The sequence below is a fragment of the Kitasatospora sp. NPDC003701 genome, from assembly GCF_053587085.1.
The window spans coordinates 81,431-97,699 of record NZ_JBSFNM010000034.1; the positions used below are offsets into that span (position 1 = coordinate 81,431).

Below are 16,269 nucleotides of genomic sequence, written 5' to 3' on the forward strand. Positions count from 1 at the left end.
GTGCCTCCGACCTGCGCGTTCATTCGGCGCCCGGGTCGACGGTCCAGAGCTCGCGGCCGAGGGTGTCCAGGCAGCGGACCGCGTGGAAGCGCTCGTCCCCGGCGGAGAGGAACCCGTCGGCGACGCCGTGCAGGACGGTCCGCGCGACCGCGTCCGCCCTCGTCCAGGCGCCGGTCAGGACGAGCTCCTTGTCGACCAGCTCGGCGCGCTGGATCCGGGCCACCGAGGCGGCCAGCAGGACGGCGTTGACCTGCTCCAGCTCGGCGAGGTCCAGATAGGTCTCGCCGGTGCCGCTGCGGTCCCGCTCGACCCGGCGCAGCAGCTCGGGCAGACCGTAGTGGCGGACGGCGGCGATCGAGTCGTCCAGCGCGACCCGCCAGCGCGGGCCGGGCAGCACCTCCCACCAGACGTCCTCGCCGACGGGCAGCACCTCGCCGATCCGGGCCCGCCAGGTCTCGATGCCGTAGACGGCGCGGGGGTCGGGGCGCGGGCCGGGGAAGGCGGCGACGGCCCAGTCCGACCTGCGGACCACACTGAGGTCGAAGGTGTAGCGCACCGGGCCGTCGGCGGGCGCGGCCTGACCGCCCTGCACGCCCTGGCCGGCTTGCCCGGCCTGACCGCCCTGCACCGCCGGGCCGCTCGGGCCGCCCTGCTCGACCAGGCCGAGCAGGGCCCAGTGGGTCTCGTCGGGGAGACTGAACGTCCGGCGCCACCCGCGCAGGCCCAGGGCGCGCAGCGCGGGCGCGAGGTGGTCGCGCAGGCCCTTCGCGTAGAGCTCGTGGGCAGTCGTCATGGCGTTCTCTGTCCCTCGTGGGGGTCGTGGCCGGGGTGCGGGTGGCGCCCGGCGGGCGTGCCGGCCGGGCGGCCCGGGGCATGGCAGCCCGGCAGCGGCGTCCGGCGGTGGGTGTCGGAGGGACCGGCGGTGGGGCGCGACGCGCGCAGGGTGGACGCGCGCGGACCCGGCCGGGCCGGCGGGGCGGGGGCAGGTCCCGGCGGGGTCGGTCCGGGACTGCCCTGCCCACCTCCCACGGTCGCAGGCGGGGCGCGGCCGGTCTGCGGGCGAAGGGCAGCGGCCCGCAGGACCAAGGGCCCGGCGCCCTGCGTCCTTGGTCGGCACCGGCCCTACGGCCCCCCGACCGGTCACCGGCCGCGCGCCGGCCGCGCGCCGACGGCTCCCCGGCCGCTCCCCGCCCGGGTGCCGACCGCTCCCCGACCGCGCGCCGACCACCTCGGCGGGACCCGACCGCGCCCCGCCGGGGCGCACCGGCGAGCGGGGGGCGCGGGCGGCGGCCCGCGAGCGGGGAGTGCGGGGGTGCGGGAGCGCGTCCCGGGCCCCCGGCCGGTCGGGCGCACGGCGCACATGGCGCATGATGTGGCGGGTGCAGAGTGCAGAGCGCCCCGGAGCGGGCACCGACAACCCCGTCGGCCGGTCCGGTCCGGCGGCACGGACGTCCGGCCCGCCGCCACCCCCGGCCCGGGACGCGGCCACCGCCCCCGTCGACCTCTCGGAGGCCGTGCGGGCGGCGCAGGGCGGCGACGAGGAGGCGTTCCGGCTGCTGTTCCGGAGCGTCCAGCCGGGTCTGCTCCGCTACCTCCGGGTGCTGGTCGGCGGCCGGCCCGAGGACGTCCAGGACGCCGAGGACATCGCCTCCGAGGCCTGGCTGCAGATCGCCCGCGACCTGCGCGGCTTCTCCGGCGACGGCGACGGCTTCCGGGGCTGGGCCGCCACCATCGCCCGCAACCGCGCGCTGGACCACCTGCGGGCCCGGCGCCGCCGCCCGGTCGCGGACCTGCCGTTCGAGTACCTGGCCGAGCTGGCCGCCGGGGACGACACGGCGGGCGCGGCGCTGGCCGCCGTCGGCACGTCGGACGCGCTGGCCCTGATCTCCCGGCTGCCGCCCGACCAGGCCGAGGCCGTCCTGCTGCGGGTGGTGATGGAGCTGGACGCGGAGAGCGCCGCCCAGGTGCTCGGCAAGAAGTCCGGCACCGTCCGGATGGCGGCGCACCGGGGGCTGCGCCGGCTCGCCAAGCTGCTGGAGCAGTCCTTCGCGGCGGGGGCGGGGATCCCGGCGCAGCAGGCCGTGCCGAGGGGGGCCGGAGCGGTCGGGAAAGAAATTCCTCCGCAGGGTGTGACAGAACGCCGGGCCGCGACGCTGAAGGACATGAGATGAGCACCAACCGATCCCGCCGGATCGACCAGGACACGGCCGAGCACCTGCTCGGCGGTGCCGTGGGCGGACCGTCGGCCGGGCGGGACGCCTCGCTCACCGGAGACGCCTCCCTCACCGGAGCGGACGCCGGTACCGGGCGCACCGCGCCCCTCCTGCCCGAGGACGGGCCGGGAGGTCGGGTGGCCCGCGTGCTGGCCGCCGCCGCCGCTCCGGCGACGGCGGGCGAACTCGCCGGGGAGGAGGCGGCCCTGGCCGCGTTCCGGGAGGCCCGTCTCGCGCCCGCCCCCGCTGTACCCGCCGTACCCGCACCCGTCCGGAGACGATCGATGGCAACCGCCGCGCTGGCCAGGGCCTTCAGCACGAAGGCCGTTGCCGTCGTGCTCGGCGCCACGGCGCTCGGCGGGGTGGCGGTCGCGGCCGGCACGGGCAATCTGCCGTCCCCGCTCGGCGGCGGTTCCGAGGAGCCGAAGCGTTCGCTGCTGGCGCCCACCACCTCCTCCGCCCCGGTGGCCGCCTCGACCGGGCCGGACGGCAGCCCGTCCGCCCGCCGCCCCGGCGCCGGTCCGTCGACCGGTGCTCCGTCCGGCGGGGCCGCCACCGGCGGGGCGTCCGGCGTCGCGCCGTCCACCGGCGCGGCGAAGCCGTCGTCGCCGGGTGCCCAGCCCTCGCCCCCGGCCTCCGCGGAGACCAGGGGCCCGCAGGCCAGGGCGGTGCTGATCGCCCTCTGCCAGGGCTACACCGACCGCAAGGGCAAGGGCGAGCGCCCGCGCCTGCTGGTCGCGGAGCCGCAGTTCGGCGCGCTGGTCGCGGCGGCCGGCGGCCCGGAGAAGGTGGAGGAGTACTGCGGGGAGGTGCTGCGGCACAAGGACGACGACGACCGTCAGGGCCCCGGCTCCCCGTCCCGCCCCGGCAGCGACGGCACCGGCAGCCCCGGCAGTGGCCGCACCGACGGTGGCAAGAAGGACGACGGCAGGAAGGACGACGACGGGAAGGGCGGCTCCGGCGGCGGCAGGAACGGGGCCACCTCGTTGCCGACCGCGCTGCCGACGCTCCCCGGCACCCTGCCGAGGCCGGACCGCTCCGGGCAGTCCGCCGACTCCTCTCCCAAGAGGTAACCCCCGAACTCCGGATGAGCGGCGAGCGAAACCCCCCGGGCTCGTCGCTCATCCGGACCGAACCACCCGCTCCACCGGCTCCACCGCAGGACCGCTCCACCGCAGGACCGCTCCACCCTCACCACCCGCAGACCCCGGGTGGCCGGTCGGCTCCCCCGTGCCAACCGTCCACCCGGCCGGCCCCGGCCGGACCGGACGGCGCACCCCGGACGCGCCCCCGGCCCGGCCAGGGCCGAACCCGTCGGCCCGCCCGCCCGCATCGGGCGGGCCGCACGCCGCCCCACCAGGCCCGCACCGGACCTGGATCCGATCGTGCCGGCACCCGGCACGACCACGAGCCGGCGGCCGGGGAACCGCTGCCCGGTTCCCCGGCCGCCACCCCGTCCGGCGGGCCGCCTTCTCCCGGCGGCCCGTCCGGTCCGGCGCCCCCGGGGGCCGCGGACGCCCGCGGCCCCCGGGTTCGGCCGGAGCGGGCGGACCAGGGGAGGCGGTCGGCCCCGGCGGCTATCGTGCACACGTGCACGAGGCGGTCCGTGGCCGCGGGCAGGGCACGTGAGGGGAGCGTTTCCAGGTGATCGGACGGGCGCTGAACGGGCGTTACGAACTCGTCGAGATACTCGGCGTCGGCGGGATGGCCACCGTCTGGCGGGGCGTGGACCACGTGCTGGGCCGCCAGGTGGCCGTCAAGGTCCTCAACGGGGGGCTCGCCGACGACCCGCGCTTCGCCGAGCGGTTCAGCCGCGAGGCCCAGCACGCGGCGATGCTGGTGCACCCGCGGATCGTCATGGTCTTCGACTCCGGGGTGGACCAGGGCTCGCCGTACATCGTCATGGAGCTGGTGCAGGGGTGGTCGCTCGCGGCCCTGCTGGCGCAGCAGCCCGGCCTGCCCGTCGAGCGGGCCGTCGGCATCGCCGCGGCGGTCTGCGAGGCGCTGGAGGTCGCGCACGGTGCGGGCCTGGTGCACCGGGACATCAAGCCCGGCAACATCATGATCACGAACGACGGCGGGGTGAAGGTCGTCGACTTCGGCATCGCCCGGGCCGGTTCGTCCAGCAACCTCACCCAGGCGGCGATGGTGCTCGGCACGGCGGCCTACCTGTCGCCCGAACAGGCCACCGCCGCCGAGCTGGACGGCCGCACCGACCTGTACGCGGTCGGCTGCGTGCTGACCGAGATGCTCACCGGCGCACCGCCGTTCACCGCCGAGACGCCGGTGGCGATCGCGTTCAAGCACGTCACCGAGCAGCCGTTGCCGCCGTCGGCGCGGCGGGCCGGGGTGCCGGCGGCGCTGGACGCGGCGGTGCTGCGCCTGCTCGCCAAGAACCCGGCCGACCGGCCCGGCACCGGCGCGGCCGCGCGCGCCGAACTGCTGGCGACGATCCCGGGGCTGGCCTTCTCCGACCCCACCAGCGAGCTGCTCGCCACCGGGGCGGCCACCCAGCTGCTGCCGCCCGTGCCCGCCCGGTCCGCTCCCGCCGCCACCTCGGTGATGGCGCCCGTCCCGTCCGCGCCCTTCGAGGCGGACGAGCCCGTCCGGGAGAGCCGCCGCAAGCCGCTGATCTTCGGCGCGCTGGGCCTGGTGGGGGTCGCGGGCGCCGCGATGCTCGCGCTCACCGCCTTCGACGACGCGGGCACGTCCGCGGCCGCCCCGCCGCCCAAACCGGCCCGGACGGCCTCGGCCACCCCGACGCCCACGCCGTCCACCCCCGTCACCCCGCCGGGCACCCCCACCCCGCCGGCGACGCCCACCCCGTCGGCCACCGCGACGCCGCCGCGCGGTCAGACCCCCGCCGTGCAGCTCAACGCTCTTCGCCAGGTGGTCGCCCAGGCCCAGATCACCAGGGAGCGCGACCGCCAGCTCGACCTCCTGCACACCCTCGACGACGCCGCCGCGCGCCTCAACCAGGGGAAGGAGGAGGACGCCGCGCAGGAGTTGAAGAATGCGCAGAAAACAGTCCGGGACCTCGCCAAGAAGCACGCGATCGACGGGCAGACGGCGCAGAACTGGAACTCCCGCCTCACCGCGCTGATCACCTCCCTCAACGCCTCGGCCGAGCACGACCAGAACGACTGATCCGGCGACCGGGGGCGCTGCTTCGCCCCACCCCGCCCACCGCGACGGCCGAGGCCGTCGCCCGAACGAAGATCACCGAGCAGTAGGCTCACTCCGCAACACGACGCGAAGGAGAGCTCGATGGCGCGGGTTGCGGTGGTCGGCGGGGGTATCAGCGGGCTGGGGGCGGCGCTCATGCTCGGCCGGCGGGGCCACCCGGTCACGTTGTTCGAGCAGGACGCGCGGCAGGCCGGGGACGACCTCCACCAGGACTTCTTCCACTGGCGCAGGCCCCGAATACCGCAGGCCGTCCAGCCCCACTCGTTCCTCGCGCCCGTGCGCACCGTGCTGCGCGCCGAGGCCCCCGACGTCTACGCGGACCTGCTGGCGCGCGGAGCCCGGGAGTACCACGACTTCGACTGGTTCGACGAGCACCCGCCGCACCGGGCCGGCGACGAGGAGCTGGTGACCCTGCGGACCCGGCGGATCGTGCTGGAGGCCGCCCTGACCGCGGCCGTGCAGCGGGAACCCTCCGTGGAGGTGCGGCGGGGCAGCCGGGTGACCGGCCTCGCCGTCGAGGAGGGCGACCCCGCCCGGGTGACCGGCGTGCGGGTCGGCGAGGAGACGCACCGGGCGGACCTCGTCGTCGATGCGTCCGGCCGCCGCTCGCCGGTCCCCGCCTGGCTGGTCGCGGCCGGTTGCCGCTCGCCCGCGGTCGACAGCCACCGCACCGGCATCGCCTACCTGTGCCGCTGGTACCGCCTGCGCGCCGACGGCCCCCGTGACCCCGGGCGGGTGAAGACCGGCTCGGCCGCACCGTTCGCGCTCGCCGGCGTCTTCCCGTCCGACAACGACACCTTCGCGGTGAACCTGCTGCTCTCCACGGGGGACCCGACCCGCGGCGCGCTCACCGACCCCGCCGTGTTCGAGGCCGTCGCCCGAACCTTCCCCGCCTGCGCGGCCTGGCTCGGCCTGGACCCCGAACCGCAGTCGCCCGTCCTGGCGATGGCGGGCCTGGACAACCGCTGGACGGCGCTCGTCGACGACGACGGGCCGGTCGTCACCGGCCTGGTCAACATCGGGGACAGCCTCATCCACACCAACCCCACCCTGGGCCACGGCGTGGCCCTCGGCCTGCTCGCGGGCCGGCAACTCGCCGGCCACGTCGACGAGATCGCCGCCGACCCCACCGGCTACCACGCCTGGACCGTCAAGGCCCTCCGCCCTTGGTTCGACGCGCAGGTGACGTCCGACCAGGCCAACGGGCAGCGGCTCGCCGAGAGTTCGCCGCCCCCGGAGCGGCGGGCCGCGGCGGTGGCCGCCTGCGCCTTCGAGGACCCGGTCGTCATGAGGGCCCGCGCCGAGGTGCGTCATCTGGTGCGCACGGCCCAGGAGGCCTACGGCACCGACGAGGTGGACCGGCACGTCACCGCCTGGCTGGCCGCCCACCCGGACTTCGCCCCGGAGTACGACGGCCCGACCCGCGACCAGTGGGACGCCGCCGTCGCGCGCTGAGCACACGCCCGGCACCGCACCTCCGGAGTGGGAAGTCGGCGGGTCCGACTTCCCACTCCGAGGCGCGAGGCAGTGCAATTGAGCCTGCAGATGAGGGGTGCAGGTTCTACGGCCTCTGAAGGTCTTCGACCAGCCGTGCGGCCTCCTGCCGCGCGGGCTCGACCCGGGGATCGGCCGGATGGGCGTCGGGACCGGCGAACTTCGCGAACACGAAAAGCTGCATCACCTTGCCGTCCCGGCTGTCCAGATCGTGGCGCCGTTCCCACCGCACACGTTCAGCCAGAGCCGGGACGGCCATGGAGGCTGCCAGCAGCGAGGCGGCATCAAGGCCGCGCGGTGCGTCACCCCAGTCCTCCCAGTCGAACAGGCAGAAGCACGGACCGGTGACGTTCGCCCAGTTGAGATCGGCGTGAGCCGGCACCCAGTGGCGGACGGTCGTGTCGGCCCGGCTCGGGAAGGCGGCCTGGATCGTCTCGGTGACGAGCGGCTGTGTGATCAGCTCGGTGTCCGGTGTCGCGATGCGCCTCGTCTGCTGTGCTGCGAGCGAGTCCAGCGTTCGGCCCAGTTCCTTCCACCACGCCTCTGGAAGGCGCGGATCGGCGGCGAGGACACTGGTGCCGACGGGAGCCCCGGGCAGCAGGGTGGTTTCGTCCGCCCGCCATACGGCAGCGTCGACGGAGCGCCAGGTTACGGACTCTTTCCAGTCGGGCTTCGCGATGCCCGTCAGAGCCTCGGCGCACTCGGTGCCGTTCCAGCCTTGCCCGAGAACCTTGTGCAGCGGCCGTCGCTCGATGCGGACCCAGGTTTCGCGGTTCGTCCGCGCTCCGATCGAACGTCGCTTGCGCACCATCGTGTCCGTGGCGAGGTGGACTTGAAGAGTCCGCGCGACTCGATCGAGCACCTCGTGGATCGGCTCGACCCGCAAACCAATGGCGCGGCCGCCGACTACCGGGGGTGTCATGTCGGTGACCGTAGCAGTGCGTCGAATGGCTGATCGGTTGTGGTCAGCCCGAGCACCGAGGGCTCACGGCCGGCCGAGAAGAGGCTCAGCCATGTGCGGGGCCAGCCGCCGACGGGATGGGAGCACGGCGAGCGGCCATCACGTTGGCCAGTCCCTGCTTGTTCGTGATCCAACTGACATTGCCGGCACCGACCGCGTGCTGTACGGCATTGAAGGCGGCTGCGTTGACCTCGGCAGGCTGAGCCAGGTGTGCCCGCATGTAGTGCTTGAAGAGCGCGGGCAGTTGCTCCGGACTCGTCGCGGTCTTGGTCCTCAGGGAGAAGAGCGGTAGGAACCACGTTTCGAAGCTCTCCTTGATCGCCTGGGTGGCTCGGTACGCCTCGTGGAGCGGTTGCAGGCTTGCCGTGTGGTCGTACGGGAGGTAGCCGTGCAGGGCGTATTGAAGTCGAGCGCCGCCGTGTTCGCGAAAGTGCTGGCCGTGGGCGGCGATGTGGTTGGCCGCGTTCTCGGTGATGGTCATGACGGCCGTGTCCGCTTCGTGCCGCCGGGCCGCGGCGAGGACCGTGACGTGGATGCCGACCCGTGGGTCGAGGACGAGGCCGTCGAGGCCGTGGGGCGAGAGGTCGATGCCGTGGTCGCGGGTTCGGGAGAGGATCAGCCGCTCGGCGACGTTGCCGGCGGTGTTCTGCAGGTGCCTGGGCTGCTGGCGGTGGCTGGCGTGGATGTCCGAGCGGTCGAGGACGGGGCGGTCCTTCGCGAGTTCGGCGACGAGGTGGAGGCCCGTGCGGTCCTCGGTGTCGGTGCTGCCGCAGGCGTTGCAGGGGTGGCTGCCAGTACCGGTCATGTGACCGCAGGCCCGGCAGGAAGGGACGGTCTCGCGGCTGATCGTGAGGGTACCGGCGCAGAGGTTGTTCTCGATCATCTCCAGCGCGAGGCGGGCGACCTCGGCGTCGGTGTCGGTCATGATGCCGCCCACCGGGAACTGTCCGGGCGGGTATTTGTCGGTTATCAGGTCGGCTTCGAACCGTTGGCGGGGGATCGTCGGGCCGTCGGCCTCGCGGTGGCGAAGATCTCCGGCGAGGGTGACGGTGTTCCAGAGGTGGGGTGTGGGCGGTAAGCCGAGGATGGCGTTGAGGGCGGCGGCGAGGCGGATGCCGACGGCCTTGCCGGGGCGGGTGGCGAAGGTGAAGGGTCCGTTCTGGACGGGCCCGTTGAGGAACAGGTGTCGCACGGGATCCTCCTAGATCGGCGGGGTGGTTCCCGTCCGGGTGAACCGGCCGTTTCGCAGTTCGTAGTGGAGGATCGCGGCGTTGGGCATCTTGCCCTTCCGCTCCTCGGCGAGGATCTCGGTCAAGGTGCAGGATTCGAGCAGGGATCGAAGGGCCACTGCGGCGGTCTGGTGGGTGAAGGCGACAACGGTGCGCGATTCCTGAAGTTCGGCCTGGGCGAGGGCGGCGAACTCGGCGGCCCGCTTGAGCACTCCTTCGGCGAGCGACTCGCCGCCACCCGGCGCGGTCCAGATGTGCTTGCGCAGGCGGCGGTCCTCGGCGAGTGCGGGGTAGCTGTCGAGCAGCTCGCGCTTGGTCATGTAGGTGGCGTCGCCGTAGTGCTGCTCGTCCAGGAGCGCGGTCTGCCGGGGCCAGCCATCGGGGAGGGTCGGCAGGGCGATCGCGGCGGTGTCGATCGCCCTGCGGTAGGTCGAGGTGTAAACGTGCGGTTCGGGGCCGGCGAGCTCCGGCAGAACGCCGGCGAGCCACCGGGCCTGCCGGAAGCCGCGCGGGGTCAGGCCGACGATGGCGCGGGAGATGGCATGGGCGGCGGCTCCGCTGAAGGGGCGGGGGTCCTGGTAGAAGCCGTTGTACTTGTCGGCGTTCTCGACGGACTCGGCGTGTCGGATGACGAGCAGGGGCAAGACGAGGCTCCTATCCGGCGAGGTTGGCGACGTAGGAACCGCTGACGGTCCAGGGAGTGAGTTCGACGCCGAAGCCGCTGTGTTCGCCGTCCTGGGTGTGGACGAGCTTGCCGGACAGGTGCACGGTGTCGCCGGACCTGAAGGCGCCGGTGTAGGCGCCGAGGTAGGAGCGCATGTGGGTGATCCGGCGAGCGAAGGAGTCGGCCTCGTCGATGGTCGAGCTGAGGATGGTCTTGACCTTGATCCCGTAGACGGCCGGGGTGGTGAGACCCTCGGCGTGGTCGGTGATCTTGGCGAGGAGCGAGATCTCGCCGATCTCCTTGGAGGAGATCCGGGCGAAGGTCTTGTCGCGGTCGGAGCGAATGGGTTCGCAGTTGATGTGCGCGCCGGCGGTGGCGGTGAGTCCTTGGAGCTTGCGGCGTTCCTGCTTGATGAGGGCGTCGAATGAGCTGCCCTCCATGTACTTGGCGCGTCGGATGTACAGCCGGGTGAGGTCATCTCCGTCGTACGGCCGGATCAGGTCGGTCTGCTGGAAGAGCTCCTGTGCGGTCTGGTAGCCCTCGGGTCCGTAGCAGACGAGGTCGATGTCGGAGCGCTCGTTGAAGCAGCCGACGAGGAAGGAGCCGGTGACGCCGATCAGGCCCTGGGCGTCGTTCGCGGTGATCCACCCGGTGATCGCCAGGAGGTCTTTGCCGGCTGGGTTGTCGGCGACCGCGCCGGGGTCCTCGTGGATGGCGGCGAGGGCCTGGCGGCAGGAGTAATGGACGGCCACGTCCTCGCGCGGGATGCCGGTGATGACGCAGCCGAGGGTGTCGGAGTAGACGTAGCACTCCGGCCTACCGGCCAGGATGCCGAAGGACTTCGATACGACGCTGTTCTGGCGGTAGGTCCGGTCGAAGAGCCGCCGGTCGCCTTTCTCGTCCGGGTGGTACTTGACGTAGCCCAGGTAGTGGCTACCGGGGTGGCTGTCGCCGATGACCTTGAAGACGACGCCGTGGTGGTCCATCAGGTAGTCGCGATCGCGGACGGCGGGGACAGGGCTACCGGTGTTCAGCGGCGAACCGCTCCAGAGTGGGGAAGGTGCCGGTGTCGATCGTGTCGGACGACTCATACTGATCAAGTCCCATCGTGAAAAGGGCGCGACGGTACTGCCACTTGATGTGCTTGTCGTGCCGTTCGGGGTCAGTGGGTCGCATGAGGGCGAGGAAGAAGAAGCACTTGACCAGCAGGAAGTCGCCCAGGTACTCGCTCACTCGCTGTCCGATCAGGGCGGCGGTGGTCTCGTCGAGAGCGGCGGTGTAGGCGGCGCGCTGCTCGGGGGTGATGGCGTAGCCCTTGCCGCCGCCCTTGAAGGCCACGATGTCGAGCGCGGGGTAGGCGTCGTAACCGAGCGGGACCGGTCCGTGGTGCTGCCAGTCGATGACGCCCGCCTGAAAGACGTTGGGCAGGCCGTAGTCGAGATGCCCATGCACCATCGGGAGTCGGTCCAGCCGGTCGAGGGCGTGCTTGACCACCTTGTGGACCCTTGGGGTGTCGAGGTCCGGGTTCTCTGCGAAGACCTCGGCCGCGAAGGCTGCCTGCTCGAACCAGGGCGTGGCGGGCCGGGGGTGGCGCGCCTGGGCCTGCAGGAGCCTTGATCCGATGGCGGCCGCCCTGCTGATCACCTGGGCGCTGACGTGCCCGTCGCGCTGGGTATCGGCTCGCGCTTCCTCATGCAGCGAGGTTTCGCCGATGGCTCGCTCGATGACGAAGTAGCTGCCGTCCTCCGAGCCACTGTCGACGATCTCCGGCACCGGGTAGCCCAGGCCGGCGGCCAGCTGCTGGAGCTCGGTCTCTGCCAGGAGGTCCTTGCCACCGGTCCGCTTGTAGAGCAGGCCGTCGACCGACCGCCACACAGCGCCTACGGTGGCGGTTCTATCCTTGATGAACTCCCAGTCGCTCATCCAGCCATCCTTCCGTAGCGCTGAATTGGCATGGCGCAGATGTGGTTGTGTCGGGCGGATCCCGGCAACCAAGGTATGGGCAGCGGGGAGCACTAGGAGACGGTTTCCTGTTCCCGAAAGAACCCGTCTCGGATATATTCGACCATCCGACGCATATCGTCACCGGACAAAGCCATGGCTGCGAATCCATCGAACTTGCGAACGTACACCTCGACATCTCGCGGGTCAGTAACCATGATCTCGGCGTGGACGGTCTCGACCGTGACCATGCGGTCATCCCGGATGACGAAGGAGTGTGCTGGAACGTCGGTCTGCGATGCGGCCAGAGGGACAATCCAAATGTCTACATGCGACAGACGCGAAATGGAGATGATGCGGTCCAGCTGTCCGGCCATCATCGTGGCCGGCACGAGACGCCACCGGAGAACAGGCTCCCTGATGACGAATTGCAGCGCCTTGGTCGGGTCGTAGAGGGATTGTTGCCTGGCGAGCCGCGCTGCAACAGCACGCGACAACTGCTCCTCGCTGAGATCTCTTCTCGCGAACACAGCCCGTACGTACTCCGGGGTCTGGAGTAGTCCGGGGACAAGGGAGGGCTGGAACAGGCGTAGCAGGTGGGTCGAGTCGTCCAGCGCCTTGATCTGCTGCTGCTTGCGATGGTGGCCCAGGCGTCGGATCAGCCGCCACGCCGTTGTCTCGGTGGCCTCTGCCCGCGCAGCAGCCATGTACTCGGCCTTGATCTCGTCCGACACGCCTATGGCCGTGAGGATGCGCTCCACGTCCACGACGGTGGGTGGCACCTTGCCGGTCTCGATCTTGCTCAACTTGCTCGGAGACATGACGGCGCCACGGGCCACCGCTTTGGCTTCCTTTCCGGAAGCCTGCCGGAGTTCCCGCAGCGCCGCCCCGAGCTGTGTCCTGTTCACTCGCCGTACTTTGCCCACCATTCGGCGAACGGCACGGACCGCGCCATCACGGTGTCGCGGTATGTCTTGAATCCGGCGAGCCGGCTGTCGGAAAGGAGTTCGACCCCGAGGTACCTTCCGTTGTCGTCATAGCTCATCACGGCCGCGGTCTCGTCGTCGAACAGCCAGAAGTCCGGCGCCTCCGGAATCGGGTTCTCCTGACTGGTGGTGTCGAGGATGAAGAACTCCTCCCCGGCCGCCATGTTCCGGTGATAGCCCCATGCAAGCTCGAACCGGAGATAGTCGGTGAGCGGGCGCGAGAGGATGTGGACCCGGTACATGCGCTTGCCGGCCCGCGTGGCGTCGGCCACCGTTTTGACCCACCCGGCGGTCTTGTAGTCTGCGGGCTGCTCCTCGCCCGCGAGGAAAGCATGGTAGGCGTCCACTCCACCGGACTGGCTGTAGTCGTCCAGCGTTTCCAGTCGGAACGCCTCCTGGCCGAACTCCGAGAAGCAGTCTCCGAGCGTCCTAGATGAGGTTGTCATGGACGGCCTTTCGAATGAGTTCGACGGGGACCTCTACCAGCGCCTCATGAGCGGGAATCCGGAGATCGTGCTCGCTTACCCGCTCGCCTTGAACGGCGAGCGTGCCCCGATCCGTCAAGTACAGGGTCGGGCACTCGCCCTCATCGCAGGAACCTACAAGCCGTGTCAGCTCCACTGTTGCCTCCTCGCTCGCGTGGTCTCCCGACGATGCTCCCGAGGCAACCGGGGTACAGGCAAGAGGTTCGCGTTTCCGATACTGGAAACTGGACCAACTTCGGACAAGTGATCGGAAGTTCACAACCCACCAAGGGCGGTGTTGCGGCCGGAGTGGGAAGTCGGCGGGTCCGACTTCCCACTCCGCAGCTCTGTTGCGTTGGGGAGAGGTGCTTCGTCGGCCCGGGTTGTTCGTCGGCCCCTCGCTCGGGCGAGCGAGGGGCCGACATCAGGTTAGGCGGTGAGGTGGTCGAACTCTCCGGCCTTGATGCCTCGGAGGAGCGTGGCGAACTTGGTGGGGGTGGTGCGAACGATGATGTCGCCGTCGTGAGACTCGCGTAGCTCGACCAGTCCGCCTACCACGCGTACCTCGACACAGTCGTCGTGTGCTGCGCAGTAGCTGGACTTCTGCCAGTTGGTGCTGGACATGGCGGCTCCCGAGGTGACGAGGCTTCCTGTGTATGTCGGGTCAGGTGGTGAGGTGGTCGAACTCGCCGGCCTTGATGCCTTGGAGGAAGGTGGCGAACTTGGATTGGGTGGTGCGAACGATGATGTCGCCGTCGTCAGACTCGCGGAGTTCGACTAGCCCGTTTACCACGCGCGCCTCGACACAGTTGTCGCTCGCGCCGGAGTAGCTGGACTTCTGCCAGTTGGTGCTGGACATGGCGGCTCCCGAGGTGACGAGGCTTCCTGTGTATGTCGGGTCAGGTGGTGAGGTGGTCGAACTCGCCGGCCTTGATGCCTTGGAGGAAGGTGGCGAACTTAGTGGGGGTGGTGCGGACGATGATGTCGCCGTCGTCGGACTCGCGGAGTTCGACCAGACCGTCCACGGTTCGAACCTCGACGCATGCATTGCTTGAGCCGGAGTAACTGGACTTCTGCCATGCAGGGCTATCCATGCTTGCTCTCTATCTCCTTCTGGATGGATCGGATGAAGTCTCGTGAGTCTTCTTCCGAGAGCGCTACAGACGCCATGCGGGCGAGGATCTCGCGGTAACTGGCCAGTTGGGCAGGGGCATCAAAGAGTGGGCAGCCGAAGCTGATGTCGATCTGTACGGTGTCCAGCTCAGGGACCGGTCCTTGGGTGTAGGTGAAGTTCTCGCTGGGGCCCGGCAGTGACTCGACATCGAACGGTACGACTCGGACTGAGATCCCGAGGCTCTCGGAGTCCCGGATGAGGGCGCCGAGTTGCTCAGCAAGAACCTTTGGTCCGCTGAACTGCATGCGGAGTGCAGCCTCATGGACGAAGGCCGTGTAGGGCGTCGTGCCCGATCGGACGATGTGCTGCCTCTGCAGACGGAAGGCCATCCTGAGGTCGATATCAGAGCGCGGCAGCGGCGGGATCGCGCGAGCGAATACCGAAGCTGCGTAGGCAGGCGTCTGGAGCAGTCCGGGAATGAAGGTGATCGTGTAGGTGGAGATCCTCTCGGCGTAGCCCTCGATCTCGGCCACGTCGAGTAGGTCTGTGGTCAAGCTGGGGCGGTACTCATCCCACCAGCCCTTCCCTCGTTCTCCGATGATGTCGGCGAGTGCGTTAACCAGGGCTTCGTTGCCGCACATGCAGGCTGCCGCGATTGCGCGCAGGCGCTCCACGCTTACGCCCGTCTTCCCGTTCTCCATCTGGGTCACCTGGGCAGGAGTCACCCCGAGTGTGCGGGCGAGCTGGCTGCCTCCGAATCCGGCTTGTTCGCGCATCCTTCGCAGTTCGGCGCCGAGGCGGCGCTGCCGAAGGGTTGGGTTGGGACGAAGGGCCATGGCGTCCTCTCTGCGGGTGCTGAGGCCAGTGTGCCGCGCAGCTTGCGAAGGGGTCCATCCGGGTTCGGCGAGCCACCTCGCGGGCTGCTGTCCCACTTGAGGGGGAACCCTTCGGTACCTAGCTTAAATTTGTGGCGGTGTGCGCTATCGTCGTTCTCACATCGATCCGATGGATCGTCAGTAACGCCTGTTTCCAGGGCAGTAGGCGCCTGCTGCCCCCGCACCGCAGAGCAGCCACGCGTGGCATCCCGGTCCCGTTCTGGCCTGGCTCACGGCGACGACTCCCTCACCGGTCGACGAACCCACCGCTTCCTCTGTCCGGAGGTCCCTGATGTGTGCCTTCACCATGCCCGAACCGCCCGACTGGTCCGCCGCCCGCGAGGAGCTGCGCGACGCCCTCGCCCTCGCCGCCTGGCCGGACGACCTCATCCACGACGCCGAACTCGCCCTCTGCGAGCTCTACATCAACGCCTGGCGTCACGGCGCCACCCCCGCCCCCACCGTCGTGGTCGTCCTCCACGCCGGCCGCACCCTGCGCGTCTCCGTCGCCGACGACAGCCCCGTCCTGCCCGAACCCCGCACCTCCGCCGACCCCTACGAGCTCTCCGGCCGGGGACTGCACCTCGTCCGCTCCCTCACCCACCGCTTCGGCACCGAACCCCGCAAGCGCGGCGGCAAGACCGTCTGGTTCGAGCTGGACGCCGCCGCGTGACCGTCAACCGCACCCCGATCGCGCCCGACGACCCCCGCATGCGCGACTACACCCACGCCCAGATCACCGCCCTCCTCACCGAACTCCACACCCGAGGAACCCGGTTCGGCATCGCCTGGGGCTCCGCCACCACCCTGGGCGGCACCGTCGACGGCCGCATCCTCATCGACTTCGGCAACGCCCCCGTCGCCACCCTCCTCAACCTCCTCCACCTGCTCCGCGACACCGAGAGGAACGAGCCGTGGGAGTCCTGATCCCCCTGATCACCGACGCGATCCACACCGAGCGCACCACCGTCGCCTACCTCACCGTCGAACACACCCCCGACGCCACCGTCCAGCTCCGCCTCGCCGTCGACCTCGACATCCACACCCGCCCCGGCGAACAGCTCGCCCTCCCCCTCACCCACGACCAGGCCCACGAACTCCTCCACACCCTCGCCGCCCACCTCGGCCACCGCGTCATCGGA

At 71.0% G+C, this 16,269-nt stretch carries 20 protein-coding genes; 7 read left to right on the forward strand and 13 right to left on the reverse strand.

From position 1 onward, the window contains the following. Window positions 1-19 precede the first annotated feature (19 nt). Window positions 20-793, reverse strand: coding sequence for a hypothetical protein (locus ACWDRR_RS27620; RefSeq protein ID WP_449774935.1), 774 nt, complete (start codon window positions 791-793; stop codon window positions 20-22). A gap of 577 nt (window positions 794-1,370) precedes the next feature. On the opposite strand from ACWDRR_RS27620, the gene ACWDRR_RS27625 reads away from it, so the two are divergent. The 4 genes from ACWDRR_RS27625 to ACWDRR_RS27640 all read left to right on the forward strand — a co-directional run bounded on the left by ACWDRR_RS27625 (window position 1,371) and on the right by ACWDRR_RS27640 (window position 6,854). Beyond that, window positions 1,371-2,171, forward strand: coding sequence for an RNA polymerase sigma factor (locus ACWDRR_RS27625; RefSeq protein ID WP_449774959.1), 801 nt, complete (start codon window positions 1,371-1,373; stop codon window positions 2,169-2,171). Continuing rightward, a complete protein-coding gene (locus tag ACWDRR_RS27630) occupies window positions 2,168-3,286 on the forward strand; it encodes a hypothetical protein (RefSeq protein WP_449774936.1) in 1,119 nt (372 codons plus the stop codon). The genes ACWDRR_RS27625 and ACWDRR_RS27630 overlap by 4 nt, the downstream gene beginning before the upstream one ends. Before the next feature lie 571 nt (window positions 3,287-3,857). Next, window positions 3,858-5,360: a protein kinase domain-containing protein gene (locus tag ACWDRR_RS27635; RefSeq protein WP_449774937.1), complete on the forward strand. Its 1,503-nt coding sequence runs from the start codon at window positions 3,858-3,860 to the stop codon at window positions 5,358-5,360. Window positions 5,361-5,480: 120 nt separating this feature from the next. Beyond that, window positions 5,481-6,854, forward strand: a complete 1,374-nt coding sequence (locus tag ACWDRR_RS27640; protein ID WP_449774938.1) for an FAD-dependent oxidoreductase — start codon at window positions 5,481-5,483, stop codon at window positions 6,852-6,854. 106 nt (window positions 6,855-6,960) lie between these two features. Here ACWDRR_RS27640 and ACWDRR_RS27645 read toward each other — a convergent pair whose 3' ends face one another. From ACWDRR_RS27645 to ACWDRR_RS27700, 12 genes are all read right to left on the reverse strand, one after another. Continuing rightward, window positions 6,961-7,815 (reverse strand): hypothetical protein, encoded by an 855-nt coding sequence (locus tag ACWDRR_RS27645; RefSeq protein WP_449774939.1) that lies wholly within the window; start codon window positions 7,813-7,815, stop codon window positions 6,961-6,963. Window positions 7,816-7,900: 85 nt separating this feature from the next. Beyond that, entirely contained in the window at window positions 7,901-9,046 is a 1,146-nt protein-coding gene (locus ACWDRR_RS27650; protein WP_449774940.1) for a hypothetical protein, read from the reverse strand. 9 nt (window positions 9,047-9,055) lie between these two features. Next, on the reverse strand, window positions 9,056-9,727 hold the full coding sequence (locus ACWDRR_RS27655; protein WP_449774941.1) for a histidine phosphatase family protein: 672 nt from the start codon (window positions 9,725-9,727) through the stop codon (window positions 9,056-9,058). Between the two features lie 10 nt (window positions 9,728-9,737). Next, entirely contained in the window at window positions 9,738-10,733 is a 996-nt protein-coding gene (locus tag ACWDRR_RS27660; RefSeq protein ID WP_449774942.1) for a nucleotidyltransferase domain-containing protein, read from the reverse strand. Between the two features lie 34 nt (window positions 10,734-10,767). Then, window positions 10,768-11,670, reverse strand: a complete 903-nt coding sequence (locus ACWDRR_RS27665; RefSeq protein WP_449774943.1) for a phosphotransferase — start codon at window positions 11,668-11,670, stop codon at window positions 10,768-10,770. A 92-nt stretch (window positions 11,671-11,762) separates the two neighbouring features. After that, a complete protein-coding gene (locus ACWDRR_RS27670) occupies window positions 11,763-12,596 on the reverse strand; it encodes a helix-turn-helix domain-containing protein (RefSeq protein ID WP_449774944.1) in 834 nt (277 codons plus the stop codon). Further along, the gene (locus ACWDRR_RS27675) at window positions 12,593-13,120 is read right to left on the reverse strand and encodes a DUF6879 family protein (RefSeq protein WP_449774945.1); all 528 of its coding nucleotides are present in this window, start codon (window positions 13,118-13,120) and stop codon (window positions 12,593-12,595) included. Before ACWDRR_RS27675 ends, ACWDRR_RS27670 begins: the two co-directional genes overlap by 4 nt. Further along, window positions 13,104-13,295 carry a hypothetical protein gene (locus ACWDRR_RS27680; protein ID WP_449774946.1) on the reverse strand — a complete coding sequence of 64 codons (192 nt, stop codon included), beginning with the start codon at window positions 13,293-13,295 and terminating at the stop codon, window positions 13,104-13,106. The genes ACWDRR_RS27675 and ACWDRR_RS27680 overlap by 17 nt, the downstream gene beginning before the upstream one ends. 272 nt (window positions 13,296-13,567) lie before the next feature. Further along, complete coding sequence (locus ACWDRR_RS27685; protein WP_449774947.1) at window positions 13,568-13,762, reverse strand: DUF397 domain-containing protein; 195 nt, start codon at window positions 13,760-13,762, stop codon at window positions 13,568-13,570. A 40-nt stretch (window positions 13,763-13,802) separates the two neighbouring features. Beyond that, window positions 13,803-13,997 carry a DUF397 domain-containing protein gene (locus ACWDRR_RS27690; protein ID WP_449774948.1) on the reverse strand — a complete coding sequence of 65 codons (195 nt, stop codon included), beginning with the start codon at window positions 13,995-13,997 and terminating at the stop codon, window positions 13,803-13,805. A gap of 40 nt (window positions 13,998-14,037) precedes the next feature. Next, window positions 14,038-14,232 carry a DUF397 domain-containing protein gene (locus tag ACWDRR_RS27695; protein ID WP_449774949.1) on the reverse strand — a complete coding sequence of 65 codons (195 nt, stop codon included), beginning with the start codon at window positions 14,230-14,232 and terminating at the stop codon, window positions 14,038-14,040. Continuing rightward, window positions 14,225-15,088 (reverse strand): helix-turn-helix domain-containing protein, encoded by an 864-nt coding sequence (locus ACWDRR_RS27700; protein ID WP_449774950.1) that lies wholly within the window; start codon window positions 15,086-15,088, stop codon window positions 14,225-14,227. Before ACWDRR_RS27700 ends, ACWDRR_RS27695 begins: the two co-directional genes overlap by 8 nt. 331 nt (window positions 15,089-15,419) lie before the next feature. Here ACWDRR_RS27700 and ACWDRR_RS27705 point away from each other — a divergent pair, with 331 nt between their 5' ends. The 3 genes from ACWDRR_RS27705 to ACWDRR_RS27715 all read left to right on the forward strand — a co-directional run. After that, the gene (locus ACWDRR_RS27705; protein ID WP_449774951.1) at window positions 15,420-15,800 is read left to right on the forward strand and encodes an ATP-binding protein; all 381 of its coding nucleotides are present in this window, start codon (window positions 15,420-15,422) and stop codon (window positions 15,798-15,800) included. Then, window positions 15,797-16,054 carry a hypothetical protein gene (locus ACWDRR_RS27710; RefSeq protein ID WP_449774952.1) on the forward strand — a complete coding sequence of 86 codons (258 nt, stop codon included), beginning with the start codon at window positions 15,797-15,799 and terminating at the stop codon, window positions 16,052-16,054. Before ACWDRR_RS27705 ends, ACWDRR_RS27710 begins: the two co-directional genes overlap by 4 nt. Beyond that, window positions 16,042-16,269: hypothetical protein (locus tag ACWDRR_RS27715; RefSeq protein ID WP_449774953.1), on the forward strand; the 228-nt coding region annotated here is incomplete at its 3' end. The genes ACWDRR_RS27710 and ACWDRR_RS27715, both read left to right, overlap by 13 nt.

What these genes read in the sequence shown, in the direction of transcription:
- ACWDRR_RS27640 (WP_449774938.1), top strand. Translation starts at nt 5,481, where the DNA reads ATGGCGCGGGTTGCGGTGGTCGGCGGGGGTATCAGCGGGCTGGGGGCG.
- ACWDRR_RS27645 (WP_449774939.1), bottom strand. Translation starts at nt 7,815, where the DNA reads ATGACACCCCCGGTAGTCGGCGGCCGCGCCATTGGTTTGCGGGTCGAG.
- ACWDRR_RS27620 (WP_449774935.1), bottom strand. Translation starts at nt 793, where the DNA reads ATGACGACTGCCCACGAGCTCTACGCGAAGGGCCTGCGCGACCACCTC.
- ACWDRR_RS27675 (WP_449774945.1), bottom strand. Translation starts at nt 13,120, where the DNA reads ATGACAACCTCATCTAGGACGCTCGGAGACTGCTTCTCGGAGTTCGGC.
- ACWDRR_RS27700 (WP_449774950.1), bottom strand. Translation starts at nt 15,088, where the DNA reads ATGGCCCTTCGTCCCAACCCAACCCTTCGGCAGCGCCGCCTCGGCGCC.
- ACWDRR_RS27660 (WP_449774942.1), bottom strand. Translation starts at nt 10,733, where the DNA reads ATGGACCACCACGGCGTCGTCTTCAAGGTCATCGGCGACAGCCACCCC.
- ACWDRR_RS27625 (WP_449774959.1), top strand. Translation starts at nt 1,371, where the DNA reads ATGTGGCGGGTGCAGAGTGCAGAGCGCCCCGGAGCGGGCACCGACAAC.
- ACWDRR_RS27685 (WP_449774947.1), bottom strand. Translation starts at nt 13,762, where the DNA reads ATGTCCAGCACCAACTGGCAGAAGTCCAGCTACTGCGCAGCACACGAC.
- ACWDRR_RS27665 (WP_449774943.1), bottom strand. Translation starts at nt 11,670, where the DNA reads ATGAGCGACTGGGAGTTCATCAAGGATAGAACCGCCACCGTAGGCGCT.
- ACWDRR_RS27705 (WP_449774951.1), top strand. Translation starts at nt 15,420, where the DNA reads ATGTGTGCCTTCACCATGCCCGAACCGCCCGACTGGTCCGCCGCCCGC.
- ACWDRR_RS27690 (WP_449774948.1), bottom strand. Translation starts at nt 13,997, where the DNA reads ATGTCCAGCACCAACTGGCAGAAGTCCAGCTACTCCGGCGCGAGCGAC.
- ACWDRR_RS27695 (WP_449774949.1), bottom strand. Translation starts at nt 14,232, where the DNA reads ATGGATAGCCCTGCATGGCAGAAGTCCAGTTACTCCGGCTCAAGCAAT.
- ACWDRR_RS27630 (WP_449774936.1), top strand. Translation starts at nt 2,168, where the DNA reads ATGAGCACCAACCGATCCCGCCGGATCGACCAGGACACGGCCGAGCAC.